At 55.4% G+C, this 24,419-nt stretch carries 14 protein-coding genes and 1 pseudogene; 8 read left to right on the top strand and 7 right to left on the bottom strand.

The features are described from left to right. Positions 1-80 precede the first annotated feature (80 nt). Together CW354_RS01675 and CW354_RS01670 are read left to right on the top strand one after the other, a co-directional pair. Positions 81-2,771 (top strand): TonB-dependent receptor, encoded by a 2,691-nt coding sequence (locus CW354_RS01675; RefSeq protein WP_133162118.1) that lies wholly within the window; start codon positions 81-83, stop codon positions 2,769-2,771. 202 nt (positions 2,772-2,973) lie between these two features. Next, a complete protein-coding gene (locus CW354_RS01670) occupies positions 2,974-5,829 on the top strand; it encodes a M16 family metallopeptidase (RefSeq protein ID WP_207764615.1) in 2,856 nt (951 codons plus the stop codon). A 142-nt stretch (positions 5,830-5,971) separates the two neighbouring features. On the opposite strand, the pseudogene CW354_RS01665 reads toward CW354_RS01670, so the two are convergent. Then, a pseudogene (locus CW354_RS01665) lies at positions 5,972-7,339 on the bottom strand (IS3 family transposase). 135 nt (positions 7,340-7,474) lie between these two features. On the opposite strand from CW354_RS01665, the gene CW354_RS01660 reads away from it, so the two are divergent. Continuing rightward, a complete protein-coding gene (locus CW354_RS01660) occupies positions 7,475-11,242 on the top strand; it encodes an RHS repeat-associated core domain-containing protein (RefSeq protein ID WP_133162117.1) in 3,768 nt (1,255 codons plus the stop codon). Beyond that, positions 11,242-11,679, top strand: a complete 438-nt coding sequence (locus CW354_RS01655; RefSeq protein ID WP_104828300.1) for a hypothetical protein — start codon at positions 11,242-11,244, stop codon at positions 11,677-11,679. Before CW354_RS01660 ends, CW354_RS01655 begins: the two co-directional genes overlap by 1 nt. A 920-nt stretch (positions 11,680-12,599) precedes the next feature. Here the strand turns inward: CW354_RS01655 and CW354_RS22860 are convergent. Next, on the bottom strand, positions 12,600-12,878 hold the full coding sequence (locus tag CW354_RS22860; RefSeq protein ID WP_133162116.1) for a hypothetical protein: 279 nt from the start codon (positions 12,876-12,878) through the stop codon (positions 12,600-12,602). Positions 12,879-12,974: 96 nt separating this feature from the next. Here CW354_RS22860 and CW354_RS01650 point away from each other — a divergent pair, with 96 nt between their 5' ends. Together CW354_RS01650 and CW354_RS01645 are read left to right on the top strand one after the other, a co-directional pair. Beyond that, positions 12,975-14,111, top strand: coding sequence for a CaiB/BaiF CoA transferase family protein (locus tag CW354_RS01650; protein ID WP_104828299.1), 1,137 nt, complete (start codon positions 12,975-12,977; stop codon positions 14,109-14,111). Positions 14,112-14,684: 573 nt separating this feature from the next. Next, on the top strand, positions 14,685-16,703 hold the full coding sequence (locus CW354_RS01645) for a TonB-dependent receptor (RefSeq protein WP_165793475.1): 2,019 nt from the start codon (positions 14,685-14,687) through the stop codon (positions 16,701-16,703). Between the two features lie 83 nt (positions 16,704-16,786). Here CW354_RS01645 and CW354_RS01640 read toward each other — a convergent pair whose 3' ends face one another. The 4 genes from CW354_RS01640 to CW354_RS01625 form a co-directional block, all read right to left on the bottom strand. Then, the gene (locus CW354_RS01640) at positions 16,787-17,605 is read right to left on the bottom strand and encodes an IclR family transcriptional regulator (RefSeq protein ID WP_104828297.1); all 819 of its coding nucleotides are present in this window, start codon (positions 17,603-17,605) and stop codon (positions 16,787-16,789) included. Positions 17,606-18,000: 395 nt separating this feature from the next. After that, positions 18,001-18,993 (bottom strand): Rieske 2Fe-2S domain-containing protein, encoded by a 993-nt coding sequence (locus CW354_RS01635; RefSeq protein ID WP_104828296.1) that lies wholly within the window; start codon positions 18,991-18,993, stop codon positions 18,001-18,003. A 34-nt stretch (positions 18,994-19,027) separates the two neighbouring features. After that, entirely contained in the window at positions 19,028-20,380 is a 1,353-nt protein-coding gene (locus CW354_RS01630; protein WP_165793474.1) for a spinster family MFS transporter, read from the bottom strand. A 93-nt stretch (positions 20,381-20,473) separates the two neighbouring features. Next, positions 20,474-20,848: a RidA family protein gene (locus tag CW354_RS01625; protein WP_165793473.1), complete on the bottom strand. Its 375-nt coding sequence runs from the start codon at positions 20,846-20,848 to the stop codon at positions 20,474-20,476. Between the two features lie 237 nt (positions 20,849-21,085). On the opposite strand from CW354_RS01625, the gene CW354_RS01620 reads away from it, so the two are divergent. Beyond that, positions 21,086-23,134, top strand: a complete 2,049-nt coding sequence (locus tag CW354_RS01620) for an alpha-ketoacid dehydrogenase subunit alpha/beta (RefSeq protein ID WP_104828293.1) — start codon at positions 21,086-21,088, stop codon at positions 23,132-23,134. 24 nt (positions 23,135-23,158) lie between these two features. Here the strand turns inward: CW354_RS01620 and CW354_RS22795 are convergent, their stop codons facing one another. Then, the gene (locus CW354_RS22795) at positions 23,159-23,650 is read right to left on the bottom strand and encodes a TonB-dependent receptor domain-containing protein (protein ID WP_165793472.1); all 492 of its coding nucleotides are present in this window, start codon (positions 23,648-23,650) and stop codon (positions 23,159-23,161) included. Between CW354_RS22795 and CW354_RS22790 the strand changes: the two genes are divergently transcribed. After that, positions 23,637-24,158: a TAXI family TRAP transporter solute-binding subunit gene (locus CW354_RS22790; protein WP_165793471.1), complete on the top strand. Its 522-nt coding sequence runs from the start codon at positions 23,637-23,639 to the stop codon at positions 24,156-24,158. The two genes, CW354_RS22795 and CW354_RS22790, sit on opposite strands and share 14 nt — an antisense overlap. Positions 24,159-24,419: the final 261 nt, after the last annotated feature.

Below are 24,419 nucleotides of genomic sequence, written 5' to 3'. Positions count from 1 at the left end.
TTTGACGGTTCGATGAAAATTTTTGGAACGCGAGGGACGCCTCCCCGTCGTAGTTAAGAAGCCGGAAAGGCGGAGCAGGGGTGACGCGCTTCGGCGGCTTAGTTGCAAATAAACCGTCGAGAGGGGCGATCATCATGACAGGAACTAAATATAAGGGAATTTTTGTTGGCGCGGCATCCATGGTCGCGCTGTCCGTGGCCGTAACACCGGCATTTGCTGAAGGCGAACGGCAATTCGATATCGAAGCGCAACCGCTCGCTAAAGCGCTCCTGGCTATCAACGAACAATCCGGCCTCGCCGTCGCTGCGCCGCGAAATCTCGTGGAAGGCAAGATGGCCCCGGCGGTCAAAGGCGAAATGGAGCCGGAAGAAGCGCTGAACAAGCTTCTCGTGAATTCCGGGCTCAAGTTCAACGAGCTGTCAAACGGCGCCTACACCATAACCCTCGCATCGGCCGGCGCCGATGAGGCCCGCACCTTTCGCGTGGCTCAGGTGGATCAGGAAGATGATGTTCGGGGAGTAGGCGGAAAAACAAACGAGGAAGATGAAGATCAAGAAGAGCCTGATATAATTGTAGTCACCGGGACGAGCATCAAAGGGGTTGCGCCCGCGGGCTCGCCGGTGACCGTCTTCGAAAGGGAAGACATCTTAAACTCCGGCCAAACGACGCTCTCAGGCTTCTTGCGAACAATACCGCAGAACCTGTCGTCCGAAATTTCAGGCCTAACCGGGGATCGATCTATCGATCTTAGGGGGTTGGGAGATGAAAATACGCTTGTCTTGATCAACGGCAGGCGCGTATCTGCCGGCTCATTATCAGGAGTTGGCGCTGCTGACGTCTCAGCCATCCCTTCCTCCATGGTCGAACGGATTGAAATCTTGCCTGACGGCGCGTCGGCCATCTATGGCGCCGATGCCGTCGGTGGCGTTGTAAATATTATTTTGCGTGACGATGTGCGGGGAGCGGAAACTGACTTGCTTTGGGGAACATCGACGCAAGGCGGCGGAACGCAATATCGCGCATCTCAAAGTCTGGGAGCAGGATGGGGAAGCGGCAACGCTATTGTCAATTATACTTTCGATAAGCAAAAACCGGTGTTCAACGCCGATCGCGAAGCGACCCGCGAGCGCGGAATCCTATTTCCCGGAACGCATTGGTTGCAGGGTGGCACAGATCACAATGTTACACTGACAGCACGCCAAGAGCTGGGAGATGATCTTACCGCCTATTTCAACGGGCTTTACCTGACCCGCGACGGCGGTACGCCAGCGCAAGGAACACCGGATATTATCAATCCCTTTGAGGCGGAACAGTTCAGCCTTTATGGAGGGATTGATTATGATGTGAGCGAGAATTGGACAGCGCGTTTGACGGGTTCTTGGTCGACTCGTGATAATCTTTCAGAAACCCTCGCTTCTGCCACTATATTTCAATCGCATTCGACAACGACCTCTATGCGTGGTGAGGGCTCGGGGCCGCTATTCTCGTTGCCCGGCGGTTCAACGCGGCTTGCACTAGGTGCGGAATGGCGTCGCGATGATTTCACGTCTGATCTAACCAGCTCCGGCATATCGCTTTCGGATATCGAAAATAAACAAAATATCTGGTCGGGCTTTGGCGAATTTTACATGCCGTTGGTCAGCTCGCGCAATGACATGCCCTTCGTTGAAGCCTTTAATGTTAGCGTCGCCGCGCGCTACGATTCGTACGAAAATTTCGGCGGCGAGGTCGTTCCGAAAGTTGGCGTCGACTGGACTATCGTTGACGGGTTTAAATTGCGTGGCTCTTGGGGGAAATCCTATCGAGCGCCCAACCTTCTCGAGCAGGCAGAGTCAGATACTATCTCAAGTGTGATTGTTGATTTGGAACCCGATCCATTGGCGGCAAATCCTTTAACCCCAGGCCAGTCAATCATATTGCGCTTGCTCGGCTCGACAGAAGTGACGCAGGAGCGATCAACAAACTTTACGATGGGAGTTGATTTATCCCCTGCATTCATACCCGGTCTTGATGCATCTGTGACCTACTACAGTATCGATTTTGAAGACCGTATTGCGGGCATCCAATTAGACCTGTCCAACGAAGAGATATTAGCCGATTTTATAAACCGCCGTCCAAACGATGCTGTTGGCGCTGCAGCGTTCGATGCGCAAGTGGACGATTTTTTGGGCCTCGCCGCGCCAGTATTTGTTTTCGATTTGCGGCCGATTTTTGGCCTGGCGGGAGAGCCGGTTACCGTTATCGGCGATGAGCGGATAACCAACATAGCTCAGACCCGGAGTAAGGGGCTCGATTTCGATATCGGCTATCGTTTTGAAACTCGTCGTGGAGATGAATTCGAAGCGCGTTTTGCCGGGAACTTTATCATCGAGCAGGGAGTGCGTCCCGTTGCGGCGGTGCCGTTTACCGATGATATCAACAAATTTATGAGGCCTGTAGATTTCCGACTCCGCAATCAGCTTTCCTGGCGGCGCTCCGGCGTCAACGTTAAAGCATTTTTCAACTATGTGGATTCCTACCGCAATGGCAGGCCTTTTGGATATGCGGATGAAAAAGTCGAAAGCTGGACGACGGTTGATATAAGCGCCGCCTATGTCGCCGACGGCGTGGGCTTGCTTGGCGGAACGCGATTTGCGGTCAATGTCGTCAATCTTTTTGACTCGGAACCTCCTTTCGTCAGGTCGTCTATTCCTGGTGATATCGAATTTGACCCGGTTAACGCTAGTGCGATGGGGCGCTTTGTTTCGATCGGCGTTACCAAAAACTGGTGATCTTAATCTGGCTGCCCCTGCTTGTCCGGGTGGCGCATCTTCAACGTGTCCTTAGCTGTCTTAACGGGGTGCGCAATGAAACCTTGCTCGCGAGTCGTAGTATGCGTGCTTCAAGGTCTGGGTTGGCCGGAATAAAGAGCAATGCTCAGTACAAAGAAAATAAATATGAAAGGAAGCTTTAATGTCAAGGCGCATTAGTTGCTTGGGAGAAATCGTCGTCGGAATTATCGGTGCGCTTGTTGTCGCGCAGCCGGCGACTGCAAGCGACGCCGTTCGTTTGATTGAAAAAGTTACCAAAAAATCTGATGAAATCGTTATTCCCTATGAGAAATATGAACTCGCGAATGGGCTGACAGTAATCTTGCATGAGGACAAGTCTGATCCGATTGTTCATGTAGACGTGACCTACCACGTTGGCTCAGCCAGAGAGGAAGTTGGCAAGTCTGGATTTGCACATCTTTTTGAGCATATGATGTTTCAGGGGTCGGAGAATGTGGGCGATGACCAACATTTTAGAATCGTTTCTGAGGCCGGTGGAACTCTGAACGGCACAACTAATAGCGATCGCACAAATTACTATCAGACTGTGCCAGCCAACCAATTGGAAAAAATGTTATGGCTAGAATCAGATCGTATGGGATTCTTATTGCCCGCGGTGACCCAGGAACAGTTCGAAGTACAAAGAGCCACAGTAAAGAATGAGCGTAAATTGCGTGTTGACAATGTTCCTTACGGGCTAACGCCTGAACGTATCGCGGAAGCTTTATTTCCTGAAGGGCACCCATATTCGTGGCAAACGATCGGTTACGTAGAAGATCTTGATCGCGTCAACGTCAACGATTTGAAAGAGTTTTTCTTGCGATGGTATGGGCCTAATAATGCGACTTTGACAATCGGAGGCGATTTTGATCGAGAGCAGACGCTCGCGTGGGTGCAAAAATATTTCGGTTCTATTCCACGAGGGCCGGAGGTCGAGGCGCCGGAAAAGCAACCGATTACTCTCAACGAGGATCGCTATATTTCTTTCGAAGACAATGTGTCGCTGCCACAACTCACCATGGTGTTTCCAGGCAGTTATGCCCGCCATTCCGACGAAGCGCCGCTTGACATTCTGGCCTCGATTATCGGCCAGCACCAAACATCGTTGCTTTACAAAAACCTTGTAAAAACCGGACTGGCTGTTCGTGCGAACGCATTTCAATATTGCCAAGAACTTGCTTGTCAGTTTGTCATTGTCGCGAAACCTAACGTGCAAGACGGCGTAACGCTAAGCGACCTTGAGACGATTATTCGAGATACATTTTCAGAATTTGAAGCGCGCGGCGTCCAGGACGATGATCTCGCGCGCGCGAAGGCCGGTTTGATTGCTCCCATGGTCTATGAGCTTGAAAGCGTCAATGGGAAAGTAAGCCAATTAGCTGCGAACGAGACTTTCACTGGCAATCCGAACCAAATTGGAACCGATATTGAACGTTTGGAGAATGTCACAAAAAATGATGTGATGCGGGTATACCGAAAATACATTAAGAATAAGCCAGCCGTTATCGCTAGCGTCGTAGAAAATGGAAAACCAGAACAAGTCGCGCACGCTGACAATTGGTCTCGGTATAAACGGAAACTTCCAAAATACGCTACCGTAGATAAGAGCAAACTGAAGTATCGAACGCCTGTAGATGAATTTGACCGTAGTATTGAACCTGCCGCTGAGCCGGCGTTCTTTGCGCCGGTTCCCAAGTTATGGACGGGGCGCACCAAAAATAAGATCGCGGTGCTCGGGGCAGTCAATAATGAGACACCGACAACCGTGTTGATGTTTCGAATTAAGGCTGGGCAGAGGGCTGAACCGGCCGACAAGTTGGGACTGGCCATGCTGACTGCTGCAATGCTCAACGAAGCGACAACACAATCTACGGCTGAAGAACTTTCCAACCGGCTGCAGAAGTTGGGTTCATTTATGGCGATTACGTCAGGCGCGATGGAAACAACACTCACATTGAAGAGCCTGACGAAAAACCTTGACGAGACCATAGAAATCGCCGCCGAGAAGCTGCTGTTTCCCAAATTCGATGATGCGGATTTCGAGAGAGTCAAAGCTCAACAGTTGGAAAGAATTCGCGACGAAAAGAAGCACGCAGGGCGAACGGCTAGTCGAACGTTCCGCCGTCTCCTTCTCGGGGAGAAAAACAGTGTTTCTAATATGGATATCGGTACGGAAGAAACATTGGCGAATATAACACTGGATGATGTTGTTGAATTTCATAGCACTTACTACAAACCGAACGCTGCTGAAATTGTCGTGGTTAGCGACCTTAACAAACGAGCGTTATTAAAAAATATGACGCACTTTGCGGAGTGGCGTGGCGAGGCGCCGGATGCGCCGCCGCTGATGCCATTTCCAGAAATTGAAGGTAGAACGCTTTATTTTATCGACAGGCCGAATGCAGAACAATCTCAAATAATTATCGGAAAGCATAGCCTCCCTTTCGACGCGACGGGGGAGCAATATCGTCTGCAAATTTTGAACTTTCCGCTTGGCGGCGCGTTTAATAGTCGTTTAAATCTTAATCTGCGTGAGGACAAAGGATATACCTATGGAATCTCCTCGCAATTTCACGGCGAGCAAGAATACGGTTTTTTTCTCGCATCCGCGAGCGTTCGCACGGATGCTACCGACGCATCCATTCGTGAAATCATCAAGGAAATTGTCAAGTATGTTGAGGGAGGGCCGACCGACCATGAGCTTCAGTTTGCACAAAGCGCTATGGGCCGAATTAATGCTTTAAAATTTGAAACGCCTGAGCAGAAACTTGGTTTCTTGAGCAAAATTCAAACTTATGACCTTTCCAAAAAATTTGTTGATGAGCAAAAAACGATACTTTCATCTATAAACCGTAGTGAACTCAATGGCCTCGCGAAAAAGCACCTCAATGTAAAGGATATGATTTTTGTTGTTGTCGGAGACAAAACGTCTATCTTCCCTGAATTGGAGCGATTAGATTTAGAGATAGTCGAGCTAGACCCGAACGGTGATAGGATTGTTGCGGGCGAGTCTGGATAGATGGCTCGCGCAGCCATCAGACTTCGCTGAAACAAATGTCCACGCCAGCGGTGTTCTGGGCCGCTTCCTGTCCGTCGTCAAATAAGTATGGACGCTTGAGGGGATTTGCTATTGGAGTCTCTGGCTCATCTCTGGTTTCAGTTTAAGCAGCGGATCTGGCGTGCTGCAACCGCCGTTTTTCAAATGTCCTCCTTTTGATTTTTTCTCGCTCCAGTAAAATCGTCTGCCCACGTCCGAAGTAGACGTCCGCGGGCGTGAGGTTCTTCAGGCTCTCGTGATATCGCCGGTGATTGTAGTAGCCGACAAAGGCATCGATCGCCGCTTCGAGGCTTTCCTGCTGAAAGTGGTTCTCCAGCAGGATGCGGTTCTTCAGCGTCTGATGCCATCGCTCGATCTTTCCTTGCGTCTGCGGATGGTTCAGCGCGCCGCGCACATGGCCGATCTTTCGCTCCCCCAGCCATTCAGCGAGATCGCCGGCGATATAGGACGGGCCGTTGTCAGAGAGCAGACGCAGCCGGTTTTCGATGTTGGCCGCCTCAAGTTCTGAGGCATCGAGCGCCAGCTGCAGCGTATCTTTCACATCGTCCGCCTTCATCGTCGTGCAGAGCTTCCAGGCGATGATGTAGCGCGAGTAATCATCATGGATCGTCGACAGATAAAACCACCCCCAGCCGATGACCTTCAAATAAGTGAAGTCGGTCTGCCAGAGCTGGTTCGGCGCCGTGGTCTTGTCCTTGAACTCATTACCCGCCTTGATGACGTTAAACGCCGGGCTGGTGATGAGATCGTGGGCCTTCAAAAGCCGGTAAACGCTGGCTTCCGAGAGGAAGTAGGCGCGTTCGTCCGTGAACGTCACCGCCAGTTCCCGGGGCGACAGCTCCGGCTGATCCAGCGCCATGTCGAGAACGTCTTTGCGGACGTCATCCGGGATGCGGTTCCACACGCGGCTAGGACCCGACCGCCGGTCCTCAAGGCCTTGCTCGCCGAAGCGGGCGTAGAGATCATACCAGCGATAGAAGGCGCTCTTGGATACGCCGAGCTTTTCCAGCGTGCGGCGCACCGGCAGACGCGATTCTTCAACCAGGCGGATGATCTCAAGCTTTTCAGTTGCCGGATATTTCATGCCTCGTGATTGGTTCCCGTCCAATCACTCCCCAACCCCGCTCATGCTTTTTTTAAGCAGCCGGTTTTCGAGCAGGGTTTCGGCGAGCGCCTCTTTCAGATCGCTCATCTCAGCACGCAGGTCTTTCACTTCACCTGTCGACGCCTGGCGCTCCGTATCGCCAGACAGACGGCGTTTGCCGGCTTCGAGGAACTCCTTCGACCACGTGTAATAGAGGCTCTGCGCGATGTTCTCGCGGCGGCAGAGTTCGGCAATCGAATACTCACCGCGAAGGCCCGATAGGACGATCCTGATCTTGTCCTCAATCGAATACTTCTTCCGCGTCGCGCGCCGGATGTTCTTTACATGCTGTTCGGCCGTCTCTCGCGGCCCGGATTGCTGTTTCATCTTCGCTCCCTTGATGGGCTACGATGAACCAGAAATCCTCCGTTACGCAAATCCCCTCAAGCGTCCATACTTATTTGACGACGGACAGGCCCCTCCGACGGGGCCTATTGCCCGAACACGAATAAAGGAAACATCTTGCCCCGCCTGACCGACGTCATGGCGGTGACGAAGAAGACGCTGACTAGTCCCGGCGCGTCGACAGAAGCGTGGGATTACGACTACGCCACCGGGCCAGATCCCGCCAACGACCGCAATATGACCGCCATTACGCGTCCCGACGGCTCAAAGAAAGTCTATTATCACCGCCAGCCCTTCGTGAACGGCTTGGCTGAGGCGGCGCTGCTTGAAGTGGAGGAAACCTTCCAGAACACAGCCGACGCAACGCCCATCGAGATCAAGACCTACGAGTATTCCGCGGAGAGCGCGCCGGGCTCGACCTTTGTCGAGGAAATGGCCCTGACTTCCCTCAAGCCCTATCACCAGTCGCTTGTAGAAATTTTGCGGGGGAGCGATTCCTACGAAACGCGGTTATTTTACAATAATGACCGCACGTCCGCCAATTTCGACTACGGAAAGCCGTATCGCATTGAGCGCGAGGCGAATGTTTCCTCCCAAATCCGCGTGAGCGAACTTACTTACCATCATGACACGGCGAACTGGATCCTCGGCCTTCGGGAAACGTTAACGCGCAACGGCAAGGAGTTCGAACATCTAGCCTATGACTCAAACGGCCATCCGCTCTGGCTGGATAAATTCGGCGTACGTGCAGCGACGTTTACGTATCATTCGTCAGGCGACGCCAAGGGCCGGCTTCACACATATGAGGATGCGGTAGGCAATGTCACCACGCTCGCGGTCACCACGCTCGCGAATTATCATCGCGGCGTTCCACAGTCGGTGTCGCTCCCGGATGGAACGACGTTTTCCCGCGTCGTGGACGATAATGGCTGGGTGACCAGCGAGACCAATCAGCGCAGCTATGTGACGGAATATGAGTATAACGGCGCTGGCTGGCTCACGAAGATTGAGCCGCCTACGGGCAACGGCGCCGTGGCGGACACGAACATTACCTACGCCTATCCGAATGGCGTTCTCATTCAAACGATCACGCAGGACCGTTTGGAGATAACCAACACGTTCGACGGACGCTTGCGTCTCACCCTGCAAAAGCGTGAAGACACGACTCTGCCTGGCGCTGTTTCCTATGTGCGCAAAGAATATGACGCGTTCAATCGCGTGACTTTTGAATCCTTTCCGTCGGGAACGAGCGCGGCGGTCGCGGGCGTCGAAACCGATTACGACGCCTTCGGCCGAAAGACGGAAACCCGCCAGACAGTCGCACCGCTTGCGACGACGACATATGAATATCTCGCCGGAAACAAGGTCCGAATGACCGACCCGCTCGGCAATATTACGACGACAACGCGCTCGGGTTATGGCGATCCCGAAGATGGTGATCCGACCCTGATCGACGCGCCTATCGGCGCCGATACGGTCATCGCCTATGACATATGGGGCAACAAGGATCTTGAAACGCAAGGCGCCGCGGTGACGGATTACGAGTATGACGCTTCCTTACGGCTGTTTTCGGTGACCGATCCGGACGATTTTACCTCTTACACTTATTATGACGCCGCCGACCGCCCCATTGTCGAAGTCGACGGGGCGGGGCGCAAAATGCGCACGGTCTATGACGAAATGGGCCGGCCTGCAAAGGTGATCAAGGCATGGGCGGGAGCGAATGACGGCAGCGGATCCACGCTCGATTGCGCCGCCATGCGGGCGAGCTATGATCCCGAAAATAACTATCTTCAGCAATGTTATCGACTGACCGCCTATACGCCGACCGGCGAGACCGATACCGTGACGGATGCGAACGGCAACGTCACCAAATACGACTATGACGCCCTCGACCGCCGCACGCATACATATTTTCCTTCGAAAACCCAGACCGGACAATGGTCGGCAAGCGATTATGAGGCGGTCGTTTACGATGCGCTGAGCTTTATGGATACAAAGCGCACGCGTGCGGACCAGACAATCGATTATACCTATGACGCCCTCGGGCGGCTCACGGACCGGCTGGTTCCCGGCGCGCCCACCCATTCCGCGAGCGGGCGCACGGTCAGCCATTCCTACACGTATGATGCGGCGGGCCGTCGGCTGACGGCGACCCATGACGGCGTTACGCTCAGCTATAATTACGATGCGGTCGGCCGCATTGTCTGGCAGAAGCATGACGGCGCCATGGCTGTTTCATATGAATATGACGCGGCCAATAACCTGACGCATCTGACATATCCTGACGGCTTTGTCTTGCGTTACGCCTATGACGCGCTGAACCGTGTGGTGCGTGCGCGCCAGGTGAACGACCCCGCCGATACAGGATATATCCGTGAGTTTGCCCATGTCGGTTATGACGATTTATCGAGGCGCAAATTCCTGCGTTATATGCCGAACAGTTTCTCGCTCGCGGCGACATACGGCCATTCGCCGCGAGGAGATATTCTTTGCCATGAATGGAATTTTGCCGGCGACCGCCCGGCGCAGTGCGATGAATCCCCCAATTCCCATGAGCCGGAACTGGCTTACGATTTTAGCTATAACGGCGTGCGGCAGGTTTTGAGCGAGACGGTTTCGGATGCGGCGTTCAAGTGGACGCCGGCGCTGAGCGGCGTCGATGCTTACGAGGCGAACGGCCTCAACCAATATGAGACTGTAGACGGCGTTCCCGTTGGTTATGACGACAACGGAAATCTTACGGCGGACCATCATGGCCGCACGTTCAGTTATGATGCGGAGAATGTCTTGCGCGGGGCCTCTGGGCTTGGCGGCGGCGGGGCGACGGCGGACTATGACTATTACGCCGACGGGGCAAGGTCGAAAAAAACCTATTCAGGCGCGACTTCGCAGTTCTATTATATGGGCGGGCTCGGCTACCTGACCGAAGAAGACACGGAATTCGCGGCGGATCAGGAAATTCTGGAGACCGACGGTTCGGGAACGGTTCTCCGCCGTTATCTTCGCCTGCCGGGCTCTGTGGACGAACCCTTCCTGATGATCGATTACACGCTGTCGGGCGAATGCACGCAAACTTCCGACACCGCCTGTCAGCGCTGGGCGCATCAGAACCGGTTGGGCTCGGTAATCGCGGTGACGGATTCGGCGGGCGCCGTTGAAGAAACCTATGCGTACTCGCCTTACGGCATTTCGGGCGGGGAAGGGAACGCCGGTTTTCCATTCCGTTTTACCGGCCAGAAGCTCGACCCCGAAACCGGGCTTTATTATTACAAGGCCCGGTATTACGATCCCGAGACCGGACGTTTCCTCCAGACCGACCCCATCGGTTATGAGGATCAGATGAATCTCTACGCCTATGTCGCAAATGATCCGGTGAATTTCACAGATCCGCTTGGTCTATGTGTCAATACGACGGGTCCAGATGGTGAAGTTGGGGATTGCATTGACCCCGTTCCCGATAGTTCGGGCGAAATAAACGAAGCCGATAAGCCCGGTGAGGGCGGAGGCGATTTCCACGACCGTCGAGGCAGCGGTGAACACGGGGCCAACGATCTTGTGGCCGAAGAAGGTGATCGGGTTGTCGCAGCAGGAGACGGTACAGCCGTTTACGTCGACGATGACAATGCCGGAACGGCCCTTGAAATATACCATCCTGATGGTTCGGTTACTCGTTATTATCATCTTAAAGATCGCACCGTCGAGAACCGCACAAAGGTAAAAGCGGGCGATCAAATAGGCACAGTGGGCCGCACGGGGAATACGCCTTCAAAAGGCGACACTCATCTACATTTTGAGACCCTGGAAGGCCCGAATGGGCCTCGAGTGGATCCACAAACAAGGTTGCGCGACGGAACAAGACGCGGAGAGGATGAGGACGACTGATGCGAACCGTACTTACGAGGCTGGCAATTTGTTGCGTATTTTCTTTTTACGGGTGCGCACAATCCGCCGCGGGCGGACAGCTTATCCCGGATGAGATTCCGCCCGACAACTGTGTCGAAGATGAGCAGATGATAGTTGCCGGTGAGGGGCGCGATATCGGCCCAGTAGAGGCCCAGCTCTGCTATGTAAATGATTCAGAGGTGATATTCCTGAGGACCGAGGGAAAGACCTACAGGTACGAATCACCGATTCACATCGGCGCCAAGGTTCGATTTGAATATCTCTTTCGAAAAACGGCTGACCTTTTTCTCGTCACTTACGGGTACGATTCCCAGTCGATTGATTACGACTACATTCTGTTTGAGGTTGGCAATGATGATCCAATCGACATTGGCCAGTCCCCCGAACGACCGCGAATCGAATATCTCGCAAGATAAAGCGAAGCGGCGCATTGGCGCCCCCTTTCACTTAAAGTATTGTCTGCACACGGTTTTTGATAGTGCAAACTGGCGCCATCGGCCTCGGTCGAGGCGCCATTTTGGCGCCAATTGGCGCCTGCTATGCAGATGCCTAGGATTGCGGGGATTTGCGCTATACGGAAGATCGCCGATGTGCTGAGATCGGGGCATGTCGCGTCGTGGTGGGAATGGTTTAACCGGAGACAGCGCTGAGAGCGCGTTCAGGCCCCGCCTGTCGCGGATCGGCTCTGACAACGCTCGGCTTTACATCAACCGTCTGAACGTGTGACGAAACCCCGATGGGGCAGCCACCTGAAGGTAGTAAAATGGCTGCTTCCAAGGCGTCGGGAGAAAATTTATATGCATGTTCTTGCATGTAAATGTATGGCCTTTGATGAATTGCGCGAACCTACAAAAATTGAACGGTACAATTTAGATTCACGGGTCGCATTTGCTTTGCGCAGGCGGGTTCAAAAGGTCGGAATGGCCCCAAGAGTAGCGCGCTTCGCGCGGTAGGGCGGGCATTTGCCCGCCATTCTTATGGCCGGTTGCGCCGTTGCAACATCCATGGCTCAATCTTTTCATGCCGGATTGCCGGCGCATATATGCCGATGGCGGAACGTACTTTTTGACGCTGTGCCTTGATGACAGGCGTAGCGATGTGCTGGTCCGCGAAATCGACTGTCTTCGGGCGTCATGGCGCAGGGGCGCCGCATCGCGACCCTTTGCAAGCGTAGCGGCGGTCGTCCTGCCCGACCCTATGCATTTTATATGGCGGCTTCCCGATGACGGTCACGATTTTTCGGCGCGGATTGCGCAGTTGAAGACGGGTTTTACACGGGCCTTGCCGGAACCGGTCAGAGGCAAAGGTGACGAAACCCCGATGGCGCAGCCACCATTTATGTAATCATGAGATTGGTTTCGATGGAAAGCTGATTTGGCGGGAGCTTCCACATTGCGGGAGCCAGATCAGCCGGGGTAATGGATTGAGGCGCTGGCGGCGGGTTGACCGTGCGGCGGACAGGCGTAAGACGCCGCCCGGTTCGTAAGTTTGCGGCGGAAAAGTCTTCTTCACTTTCTGGCGCTTTTTTGTTTTCACTATCCCGCAGACGCAAATCCCCGATAATTTTCTGGCGGATCTTAAGTCCAACCTTTTGTATGAATAGGAATTCGGCCACATGATGAATCCCGAAATGATCACCCCCTATGAAGACACGCATATCGTTCATGCGCTCATTCTGGACCGGGCGATTGCCGGTTTTGGAGCGTTTTAAGTGAGCGGCGCGCCTCTTGAGGGGCTTAAGGTCGTTGAGTTTGCGCGCATTCTTGCGGGGCCTTGGGCCGGTCAAACGCTCGCCGATCTCGGCGCCGATGTGGTCAAGGTCGAGAGCCCGGCTGGCGATGACACGCGAAAATGGGGCCCGCCCTATATTGAGAACGCCGATGGAACCAGGGACGCCGCCTACTTTCACGCCGCCAACCGCGGAAAGGCTTCCGTCATTATCGATTTTTCGACGCCGGAAGGACAGTCAGAAGCGCGCCGCCTTGCCGCTGGCGCGGATGTGGTTATTGAGAATTTCAAGGTCGGCGGGCTCAAGCGTTACGGTCTTGATTACGAAAGCCTGAGCGCGCTCAACCCGCGCCTTGTCTATTGCTCCATCACCGGCTTTGGCCAGGATGGCCCCTATGCGCGTCGCGCGGGGTATGATTTCATCATTCAGGGGATGAGCGGCATCATGGACTTGACCGGCGAGCCGGACGGTCCGCCTGAAAAGATAGGCGTCGCCTACGCCGATATTCTCACCGGGCTTTACGCTGTCATTGGCATCCAGGCGGCGCTTGCTGAGCGCGCCAGGACGGGGCTCGGCCAGCAAATAGACATGTCGTTGCTTGACGTGATGGTTGGGACGCTCGCCAATCAGGCGATGAACTATCTTTCATCCGGCGCCGCGCCGCGCCGGATTGGCAATGCGCATCCCAATATTGCGCCATATGAAGCATTTCGCACCAAAGATAGCTGGGTCATTCTGGCTGTTGGCAATGACCAACAGTTTAAACGACTCTGTGACGTCATTGGCGTCGAGCCCGGGCCGGCCTTTTCTACGAATGAGCAGCGCGTGGACAGGCGCAAGGAGTTGAGCGCCATCATTAGCGCCGCAACCTGCGAATGGACGCGTGAGGAACTGCTCATGAGGCTGGAAGAGGCGGGCGTCCCGGCGGGGCCCATTAACTCAGTCGCTGACGCTTTTGCAGATAAGCAGATTGTTCATCGTGGAATGCGGCTTTCCATGACGCGTGACGATGGGGTGACGGTTCCGGGCGTGCGCACGCCAATCCGGTTTTCGCGATCTGAACCGCCGCAGCCGCAACCGGCGCCGGTTCTGGGCGGGAAAGCGGATAGATCGCAATAGTCGCGCGTCGGCGTTTCTGCATGTTTGTGTTGGATGTGTCGCTTTGCCTGCGGCAATTGTTTCCTTGCCCTGCGAGACCGCGGGCTGGAAAATTATAATCAGTATACGAAAAGCTTTTGAAGCTGTGGCGCTGCGGGGCCGCTCTGGAGCGACAAGCGCGCCTGTTCGGCGAGGAAAGCGCGAGGCGCCGGGGAGGCGCAGAATGCGCGCTATTTCTTCAGGCATAAATCATCATAATATGATATAAATATCAGATATTGACACTTATGCCTGCGCATGTGAGAGTTCTGCTTACGCTGCGCCGTAGGCCGGTTGGCGATGGCTGGGGGGGGCACAGTTCACCGGCGGAGGCGGGGCGCGCCAAAGCATGGCTGGCGTCCGCCTGCATATGCGCATGGCGTTTGGCGGTGGACGCATATGAGAAAGGGCGAGGGGCCTAAAATGATGCATGATATAAATGGTTTTCAACACAGCGCTGGAGCGAACAGGCTTCCATTCTTACGGAGCGTGGGGCGGGAAAAGTCCAGACAGCGTCCGCTATTCGGGATTTTGTGCGCGGCCAGCGTCACGGCGTTGAGCGTCGCGAGTGCGGCGGCGCAGGAACAGACAAGCCCGGAGGAAAGTGACAAATCCTACGACACAATTGTCGTCACCGGCCGTCTCAGAGAAGAGCGCCTGCTTGACGTTCCTGAAACGATTCAACTGTTCTCTGCGGAAGCAATCGAGACCGCCGGCATCGAAGGCGTCGATGATCTCAGCCTGCTTGTTCCGAACTTTTCCTATATCTCGTCACAAGATGCAGGGCTTGTCGCACTCAACATTCGCGGGATTGGACAGGTGCGCAACGGCGAACCTTCGGTCGCAATTGTCGTCGACGGCGTTCAGCTATCCTCGCCGGACCAGATTCGCCAGCCCTTCTTTGACCTGAAAAGCATTGAAGTTTTGAAAGGCCCTCAGGGCGCGCTTTACGGACGGAACGCCATTGGCGGCGCGATCATCATCAACACCAAGCCGCCGAGCGATGAGTTCGAGACAACAGTTGAGGCGGGGGTCGGCAACGGCAATAGAAAGTCCGCTCAATTCGTTGCATCGGGTCCGATCGTCGAAGGAAAACTGCGCTTCCGGGTTTCCGGCAATTGGACGGAATTCGATGGCCTTATCGACAATGTGACATTGAATGAGAAAGCAGACTTTGAAGAAGGCCACAATATTCGCGGCCGGCTGATTTTCGATCCTACTGAATCGCTGAGCATTGATCTTCGCGGCAGTTATGGGCGGTATTACGCTGGCGGCAACTTCGTTCCGCTTCCGAATGGCGAGCCGAACAACACCTCGATACCGGTGCAATCCGGCATCAACGGCGACAGCACGCGGTATCTGAGGGACGCTTCTTTGAAGATCGACTATAAGACGACGATCGGCAAAATCACGTCCGTAACGTCCTGGTCGCAGACGACGGTGGATCTTTTCGAAGAGCTTGGGCACGGCATTCCCAATCCGACTTTGGCGGCGGCGCAGGCCCGCAGAGCGGAGGCGATCAGCGAAGATCTTCGGCTGTCTTCGCCGTCCGACCAGCGCCTGCGTTATACGATCGGCGCGTATTATCTCCACAACTCGCCGGACCTTGCGACGACGCTTTATCTGCTTGATCCGGATTTAGATCCCGCCGTCGCGATTCCGGTGGCGCTGAATGACAACACGACCAAAGCTTATGCGTTTTACGGTCAGCTCAACTACGATCTGCTTGACAATCTGGAGCTAACGCTGGCGCTTCGTTACGACAATCAGGATGTCGAACAGATTAACGATCTGGCGGGAGGGGCCGTCACCGACGCCTCTTTCGACGCCGTGCAGCCAAAGGTCTCGCTCGCCTATAAGCCCACGCCCGATTTGTTGCTCTATGCAACCTATGCGGAAGGCTTTAGAAGCGGCGGGATCAATCCGCCGTCGCCGGTGTTTCCGCTGATTTACCAGGCTGACGAGACGGAGAATTACGAGATCGGCTTGAAGGTCGAACTTCTTGACGGCGACGCTTCGGTCAACTTGTCGGGTTTCCGCACGGACTACACCCATCAGGCGATCAATGCGTTGATCGGCGCGTATCAGGGCACGACAACGATCCCCAAGACAAAATTCTATGGCGCGGAAGCGAGCTTTACATGGCGCATCGCCGAAGGGCTGGATTTGATTGGCGGCTTTGGCTGGCTTGACGGGGAAATCAGAGACTTTGACGGCACAAGCCTTTACGTGGGCAACGCCTCTCCCTTGTCATACCGTTATTCGGGAAACCTTTCGGCCCAATACACGGTTCCGTTCGAAAGCTTTGAGGTCATCAGCCGCGTCGACTATACGCATAATCGCGGCCTCTATTGGAACGTCATCAACGAAGACAAGCAGGACCCGGTCAATCTGGTCAACGCGAAAATCATCTTCGACTTTGACCCGTTCCAGTTCGAAGTGTGGTCGGAGAATCTGTTTAACGAAAGATATCTGCAGGAAGTGTGTGCGATTGAGTTTTGCGGCGGCACAACCGATATTGGCTGGCCAAACTCGCCTCGAAGATTTGGGGCGACGGCTCGCTACAAGTTCTAGGATATTGGATAACGCTGACCCGAAGGCGTCTGACGAGCCCTCATGGACGCCTTTTTACCGCATTCTCCGTGTGCGGTAGGCAATCAGCCGGCGTTTCCGGTGCTGGCGACGATGTTCTGCATCGTCGCCAGATATTCATCGAAGTTCTTGTGAAACCGTTCCGTAGGCGATGAAATCGTCAAGGCGTAGGGTGAGATGCCGCCATCGACAGGGACGGCGAGACAACATACGCCAGGCGTGAATTCCTCCAGATCGGTTGCATATTTCTGCTCACGCGCCGTCTCCAGATCGCGTTTCAGCGCTTCAAGGGAGACGATGGTATGTTCGGTTCTTCTTGTGAGGGGGTGGGTCGACAGATATTGCTCCCGCACATCCTCGGGCGCGAAAGCCAGTATCAATTTGCCGGAGGCGCGTGCGTGCGCATCCCGGAAGTTGCCCTGTTCGACTTCCGCAGCGGCGATCGTGTTGTGTCCCCTTCGCGTTGACAGATTGACGATTTCGCCGTCCCACCAGCCGACCGCATGGGCTGTTTCCCCGGTCTCTTCGGCGATGCGGCGAACGAGACCGGAAAGGCGTTGCGGCGGGCTGAGCTGTCGCCGAAAGGCTTCGCCAATCGTGCCGGCCGTTAATCCCAGGACATAGGCGTTATTTTCACCTCGCGTGAGCATGCCCGTCGCGACAAGCGTATGCACGAGATGATAGGTCGCCTGCTTTGGCAGCCCGGTTTGCCTTACAATATCAATGCTCTTCAACCCGCGCTCGCTCTGCGCGACGGTAAGCAGAATTTTGACTGCCCTCCCGACTGATTGCACGCGGGCGCCCTGCTTTGCGCTTGCCGGCGGCGTAGTGCTTTTACCTGCTTCATTTTCAGAAGCAGGGCTTGGGGCGGAGGCTTTATCCATTGACGATGTCCAACCTTAATTCAACGGTCCCTAATCCGGCGGGGCGACCAGACGGTCCTTTCATCACTTTATCGCCGGCCAAGTGCGGCAGGTAAAATGAAGGGCCTGTCGCCGGGGGTAAGAGCGCGAAGGGCGTATTTCAAGAATGACGCGTTCTTGATCAATGATTTTCTTGCTTTATCCCATATTACACAGGCGTTCTCGGTCTGTAAATTGAGATCGGGGCGTGAGAGCCGGAGCGCCTGTCCGGTGCCGTTTAGATAACGCGGCATTCGGATTGGGGCCGGCAAGGGGGACGGGCTCCAGCATGTGGTTTTGCAGGCGGGGCCGGACTTGCGCGCCCGGCCTGCGCTCATGCAGAGCCGGGCGGACTTATTGACCGCCTAGAGCAGGCTTTATTTTATGAACTCTTCTGACGGGTGCGCTCTAGGGTAATTCCGAACCATTTTCAGGTAACGGGCGAGCGATTTGTCGGCTTTCGTCAATGTGCCCTGACGATAATGAATGGTGTTCAGAATGTCCTTATCCTCACCGACAGTTCTGACTGTCAGCGACTTGGCGGTTTCCATCTGGGCGTCCGCATCATCGCCTTTGCGAACGAGGCATGCTCCGAAAACTTCATGCATGCCGGGTTTGGGCAGTGAAAAGCCCGTGACGGCGGCGAGCCACCACCCGTCATAAGTTCCTGTCCGCCAGAAGAAAGTTGTTCCGCGAATGCCGAGATCCCAATTTATTTCAGCGCCCGTTCCGTGTACGCCGCTGAAGTTGTATTCCAGGCCGTATTCGCTCCATTCCACCAACTGGTGCGGATCGTCATGTCCGAATGTCACGCCGTGAACGACTTTGATATGCTGCATGTCCGGCGTATTTGCGGCGAACACCCAAGGATCGCAATTGAAGGGTTCCGGGTATTTGTAAGCGAAAATCTCGAGCTCGTCCTCCGGGTAGGTCAGGTCCGGCAACTCCCACAGCGGCTCCTTGCCGTTGAAGGCCCAGACGATGCCGAATTTCTCCACTGTCGGAAACTGGAACAGACAGGCCATTTTGGGCGGAGGATCGCCAGGACCGGTTTTTACGCACTGCCCGGTTTGGTCGTATTCCCAGTAATGAAAAGCGCAGCGAATGTTGTCGCCAATGACTTCGCCCACGGATAGGTCTGCGCCGACATGCGGACAATAGGCGCTCATAACTTTTGCCTGTCCGTTCTGGCCGCGAAACGCGACAACGCGTCCGTCAAGAAAATCGACTCCCTTGACGGCGCCTTTTTCGAGTTCGGCGGAAAGGCAGATCGGGTACCAGCTTTGTGAGAACCCGCCTTCGCCTTCCGGCGGCAGGGGCGCGCCGGGACGGACTTTCTTTTCCTGGTTTCGTTCTTCTTTCGTCGTCATGGGGGCCTCCTTTTTGATTAGAAATTGGCGGGCGTTAAGCGCCGGCCCGGTCGGCGGCTTGTTTCTCATATTCCCGGTAGGGCGCGATCGACCAAATCAGGCAGCCTATAGACGCCGGCGTGACAACGACGCCGACTAGCGCGAGCGATCGGCCGAGGGCCATTGGGTCCTCAAAGTAATAGTCCGTTAAAAAGCCAACCAGGAACGGTCCAAGGCCAAACCCGATCAGGTTGGCTATGAACAAGTGCAGGGCGGAAACTTGAGCGCGCATTTCCGGCGGCGATATAAGCGGGAAGATTGTAAACAGATGTCCGGTGGCGAAGCTCTGGGCGAAAAGCGCTATCGCCAGCACTAAGAAGCAAAGCGTCTGATTGCCGACGATGGGAAAAATCGAAGCCACCGGCCAAAAAATGAGAAGGCCGGCGATCGCCAACCGCACGGTTACCGCCGTCTTGCCCGACCGTTGCAGCCAGGAAGACAGCCAGCCTCCCGTCAACATGCCCGCAGCGCCGGCGGCGGCGATCAGGCATCCGTAAATCAGTCCGACATTTGCGGCGTTCATCCCGTGTAACCGGATGAAGACCGTCGGCGCCCAGGCGATGACGCCATACGCCACCATGGTCTGTAAGGACGACCCCAAAATCAAGCTGCCGAACAGGCGGAAGTGTTTGCGCAAATATGCAATCGTCGCCCCGAATGACGGGCCTGCGGCCTCGGAGGAATGCGAAATCTGCCGTCTTGGTTCGCGAACCGTTTTCATGAGCAACGCAACCAGGAAGCCCGGCGCGCCGACGAGGAAAAAAGTGCTTTGCCACGGCTGCAAAAGCCCGATAACAGGCAAGTGAATTTGACCGTAGGACGTCAGAAATTCTACGACAGCGCCCCCGGCTATCAATGCGACCCCGGATCCAAGATACATGCTGAGCGTGTAGACGCTGATGGCTTTTCCCAACTCGTTCGCCGGGAATATGTCCGCGAGCATGGAATGCACCGATGGCGTCAAGGCGGCCTCTCCAACGCCGACGCCCACTCTTGCTGCGAAGAGGGTGGCGAAGCTTCTCGTCAAGCCGCAAGCAGCGGTGAAGAGGCTCCACAGAACGATGCCAACGGTGATAATACGCGTCCGGCTTATTCGGTCTGCAAGAACGCCAATCGGAATGCCCAAAAAGGAATAGAGCAGTGCAAATGAAAGCCCTTGAAGCAAACCAATCTGGGTGTCGTTCAGGTTCAGGTCTTGTTTTATCGGTTCAACAAGAAGCGTAATGATTTGCCTGTCGACAAAGGAAACTATGTAAGCCAGCGTAACGACGCCGACGACATACCATGAATATCTTGAAGGAGGGCGAGGGTATTCGTGCCCGGCGTGTGTGTTTTTGGTGCTGGACATGCCGACGCCCATTCTTTTCATGTGAGAAAACTTACCTCTGCGGCAAGCTAAATTAAGTGTGGTTTGTCCATGGAGGTTGCGGCTAAAGCAACCTTATTTGACGGCGACGCCTTCCACTTCAACCAGCAATTCAGGAAAAACGAGCCCGCTTACATAGACCAGCGTGGACGCCGGTTTTACATCGCCCAGAAGTTTTGAGCGGGTTGCGGCGAACAATTTATAGTCGTCCGGATTGGTCATATAGACAGTTGTCTTCACGATATCCTCAAAGGTCATGTCAGCTGACTCGAGAATAGATTTCATATTAGCGAACAAGACTTCCGTTTGCTCTGTAATGCCCGAAGGGATCGATTTGTCGCTTTTGATTCCGACTTGCCCTGAAAGGTAAAGCGTTCGTGCGTCTGCGGGCGTTTCAATGCCGTCGCTGTAGGCGGCCGGCGCGCCGTTCGGATTGTGGATTTTTTGCATGGGGTGTCCCTCATTCATTTAACTGGCCTTGACTGATGGTGAGGCGAGCCCTGCAGGGCGACGCTCGCAAGGTCTCCATCATGAGGGGACCCTAAAAGCCGCGTCTAAAAATGTCAATATATGATATATGTATCACATATTGACATTAATTCTCTCCCCCAATAGGGTGCGCCGCTGAAAAGAGGGGCTGGCGGTCAAGCGCCGCCGGCGATTAATCAGTACTGAGAGCGAATTTCCATGTCAGACAGCGCGGCCGGATCCGATAAGAAGAAATGCAGGGCCTTGGGGAAAGAAGAGTTCGGGTCCGCCCTCGATTTTTTTGAATCCATGTATCTGATAAGAGCGTTCGAACAACGCTGTCTGGATATTAGCCAGAGCGCAGAATCGCTCATTGCGGGGTCGGTCCATCTGTGTGCGGGGCAGGAGGCTGTGCCGGTCGGCGCCCTGGCGGCGCTTCAAGACAAGGATGACATTGTATGCACCTATCGCGGTCATGGCTGGGCGCTGGCCGCAGGCATCGCCGCCGATGAGGCGCTGGCGGAAATATGTCACCGTGCAACCGGCGTTAATGGCGGGCGCGCCGGCTCTGCGATGATGATGGCGCCATGGCGCGGCTTCATTGGAGAAAATTCTATTGTCGGCGCGGGCGGGGCGATTGCCTGTGGGGCGGCGATGGCCGCCGGCCTTCGCAAAGACAATGGCGTGACGATCGTTACTTTTGGCGACGGCGCGATGAACCAGGGCTCTTTGCATGAGGCTTTTGTCTTCGCCGCCGCCAGAAACCTGCCTGTGGTGTTTTTGTGTGAGAATAACGGCTGGGCTGAAATGACGCCGAACCAGTCGATCAACAAAATCGACAGACTGGCGAAACGGTCGACTGCTTACGGCATGCGCGGCGTCACCATAGACGGTTCAGATCCCTTCGCCGTTCGTGAAACCATCGCAATTGCCGCTGACCAGGCGCGTGAGGGGATGGGGCCGTCACTGATCGAGTGCGCTGTGCCGCGCCTTTGGGGCCATTATAATAAAGACATCGAACATTATCGCTCCAAGGACGATAAGGCGGCGGCGGCGGCGAACGATCCAATCGATCTGCTGGAACGGTCCATACTGGAATCCGGCTTGGGCGACGCCGCGACTCTGCAAGATATTCGGACTAAGGTCGATCGCAACCTGGATGAAGTTGTTGATACCGTCGCGAATAGCCCGCTTCCGGATGTTGAGCGAGCGGCTGAGCATGTGGTCTCGCCGTCATCAACGAAGATAACGAAAACCCAGTCAAGTCAGCCCAGCCATGCCGCTTCCCCGGTTAAAATGACTTATGTGCAAGCCGTGAACGAAGCGTTGAGACGCGAACTCGCGTCACGGCCGGAGGTTCTTTTCTATGGAGAAGATGTCGGGCGTGCGGGAGGAATCTTCGGCGCAGCAAAAAATTTGCAGCGCGAATTCGGCGAGGACCGTGTATTCGACACGCCGATTGCAGAAGCGGCCATACTCGGGTCGGCGGTTGGGAGCGCGATCAAAGGCGCGCGGCCGATCGTTGAAATCATGTGGGCCGATTTCATGCTGGTCGCCCTCGATCAACTCGTCAATCAGGCCGCGAATGTGCGCTACCTGACAGAAGGGCGTTCCTCTGCGCCGTTGGTTGTGCGCACACAGCAAGGCGTGACGCCCGGTTCATGCGCGCAGCATTCCCAGTCGCTTGAGGCGTTGCTCTTTCACATTCCAGGCCTCAAGCTCGGCCTGCCGGCGACCGCGCAAGACGCCTACGACATGCTTCGCGCTGCGGTGGACGATCCCGATCCTGTCGTTCTCATCGAATCGCGGGCTTTTTACTTTGATGCGGAGAACGTCAATCTGGAAGGGGCGTTGCAGCCTGTCGGCGGGGCCGCCGTAAGGCGGCCTGGAGAAGACGCCGCGCTTATCACTTGGGGCGCGAGCGTGCGCGCCGCAGAAGAAGCGGCTGACCTTCTCGCCGAGGAGGGGATCAAGATTGAAGTTCTCGATTTGCGGTGGCTGTCTCCGCTCGATGACGACGCCATTGACGAGACCTTGTCGCGTTGCGGCGGACGCGGTCTCATCCTGCATGAAGCAAATCTTTCCGGCGGGGTCGGCGCCGAGATTTCGGCGCGCATTTTCGAGCGAAACCCAAATGCAGCCATTCGCCGGTTAGGGCTTCCGAATGTTCGGGTTCCTGCATCGCCAGTTTTGCAAAGCGCTTTGCGGCCAACTGCGGCCAAAGCGGTGAGCGCGCTCAAAAACATAGTTTCGGGCGCGGCTGTTTAAAGCTTTCGATAGGCGCGCCCAGCATCAATCAATATTGGAAACGGACCTGCAACCCATCGCGCCGTCGACGACCGCCTTGCCGACATTGCGGATGAGGCTCTGATTTTGAACGCTGTCCTGGGCTTGCACGTCTTTATAGACGTAGTGGAAATAGGCCGTATTAAGACGCAGCCGGTTGCTGAACAGGGCGGATCCCCCCCCTTCGCGCTCGAAAGCCCAGATTTTTTTCAGGAGTGAACGGCGTGAGTTGGCTGCTGCCGATATTGCATCCGCCGCTTTTGAAGCCCCTTTGGGCCGAGCATATAACAAAACGTTGTCATTCACCTGAAATTCCAGACCGAACTTAGGCGTAAACGCGCTGAAGGTTTCAGGCCCGACGACAGGTGCCATCACGAAGCTGAACGGATCGGGCATAACGCCGTCCCGGCTGTCGCTTATGGCATTTTGGAAGAACGCCGTTTCCGGCGCAAACAGCGTCGGCGCGCCGCCGCGTCCCAGCGCGGTGCGGGTTTTCACCGAAGCGCTGTTGCGGGATGGATGGGGCGTTCTCGACGACGTTGAAATTGTCGATATCGTTCCGCCCGACCTGCCCGCGGCGATCAAAGAGGGGCGTATTGACGCGACAACCTGGAATATCATGAGCGTGACGGCGGAGGGGCCGGACGCCATGGCGCCGCAGCTTCTTCAGGTGAAGGGCGCGCACTGGATTCCGGTTGAGACGGAAACGGTCAATGAGATCAATAAAGCGAATGATTTTAAAATCGAAAATTCGTCGATTAGCGGCGCCGGCGGCGAGCAGATAAACCTGCTTTCCTTCCGGCAGGCGCTCGCCGCCTGGGAGTCAACGCCGGATGAAACCGTCAATGCGATCCTCGCCTGTCTGGAGGCGAAGGGCGCCGCTTCCAGCGTGCTGCCGGCTGCGCCGCGCGAGATGGCACGCTGGCCGGGGCTGGTGAAAGAACATGTTCACGCCGCCGCTCTTGAATATTATCAACGCCGCGGCGTCGCGCCGGATCAGCGCTGATCGCCGGCGCGGTGAGCCGCAACCGGGGGCGGCGCTCGCCCATCCTGTCAACGATGAAACCGCCGTTTTCGACGGCTACGCCGCCTCTTTACCGAAGATGGCTGGCTTGAACACTGGATGCAGGGAAAATGCGGCGGGCGCGAGGGACTGAAGCGCGCGACCGACGCGCTCTGGTGCGAAAACCCGAACCATAGCGTCTCCGTGGATCAACGGTCAGGCGCCGCGGAAAGGCGAAAAACGCGCCTGGGCCAAGCCGTCGCA

The sequence above is a fragment of the Hyphococcus luteus genome, assembly GCF_002943565.1.
Classification (GTDB): domain Bacteria; phylum Pseudomonadota; class Alphaproteobacteria; order Caulobacterales; family Parvularculaceae; genus Hyphococcus; species Hyphococcus luteus.
Note: the sequence above shows the minus strand (reverse complement) of the source record. Positions and strands in the feature narration are given on the sequence as shown.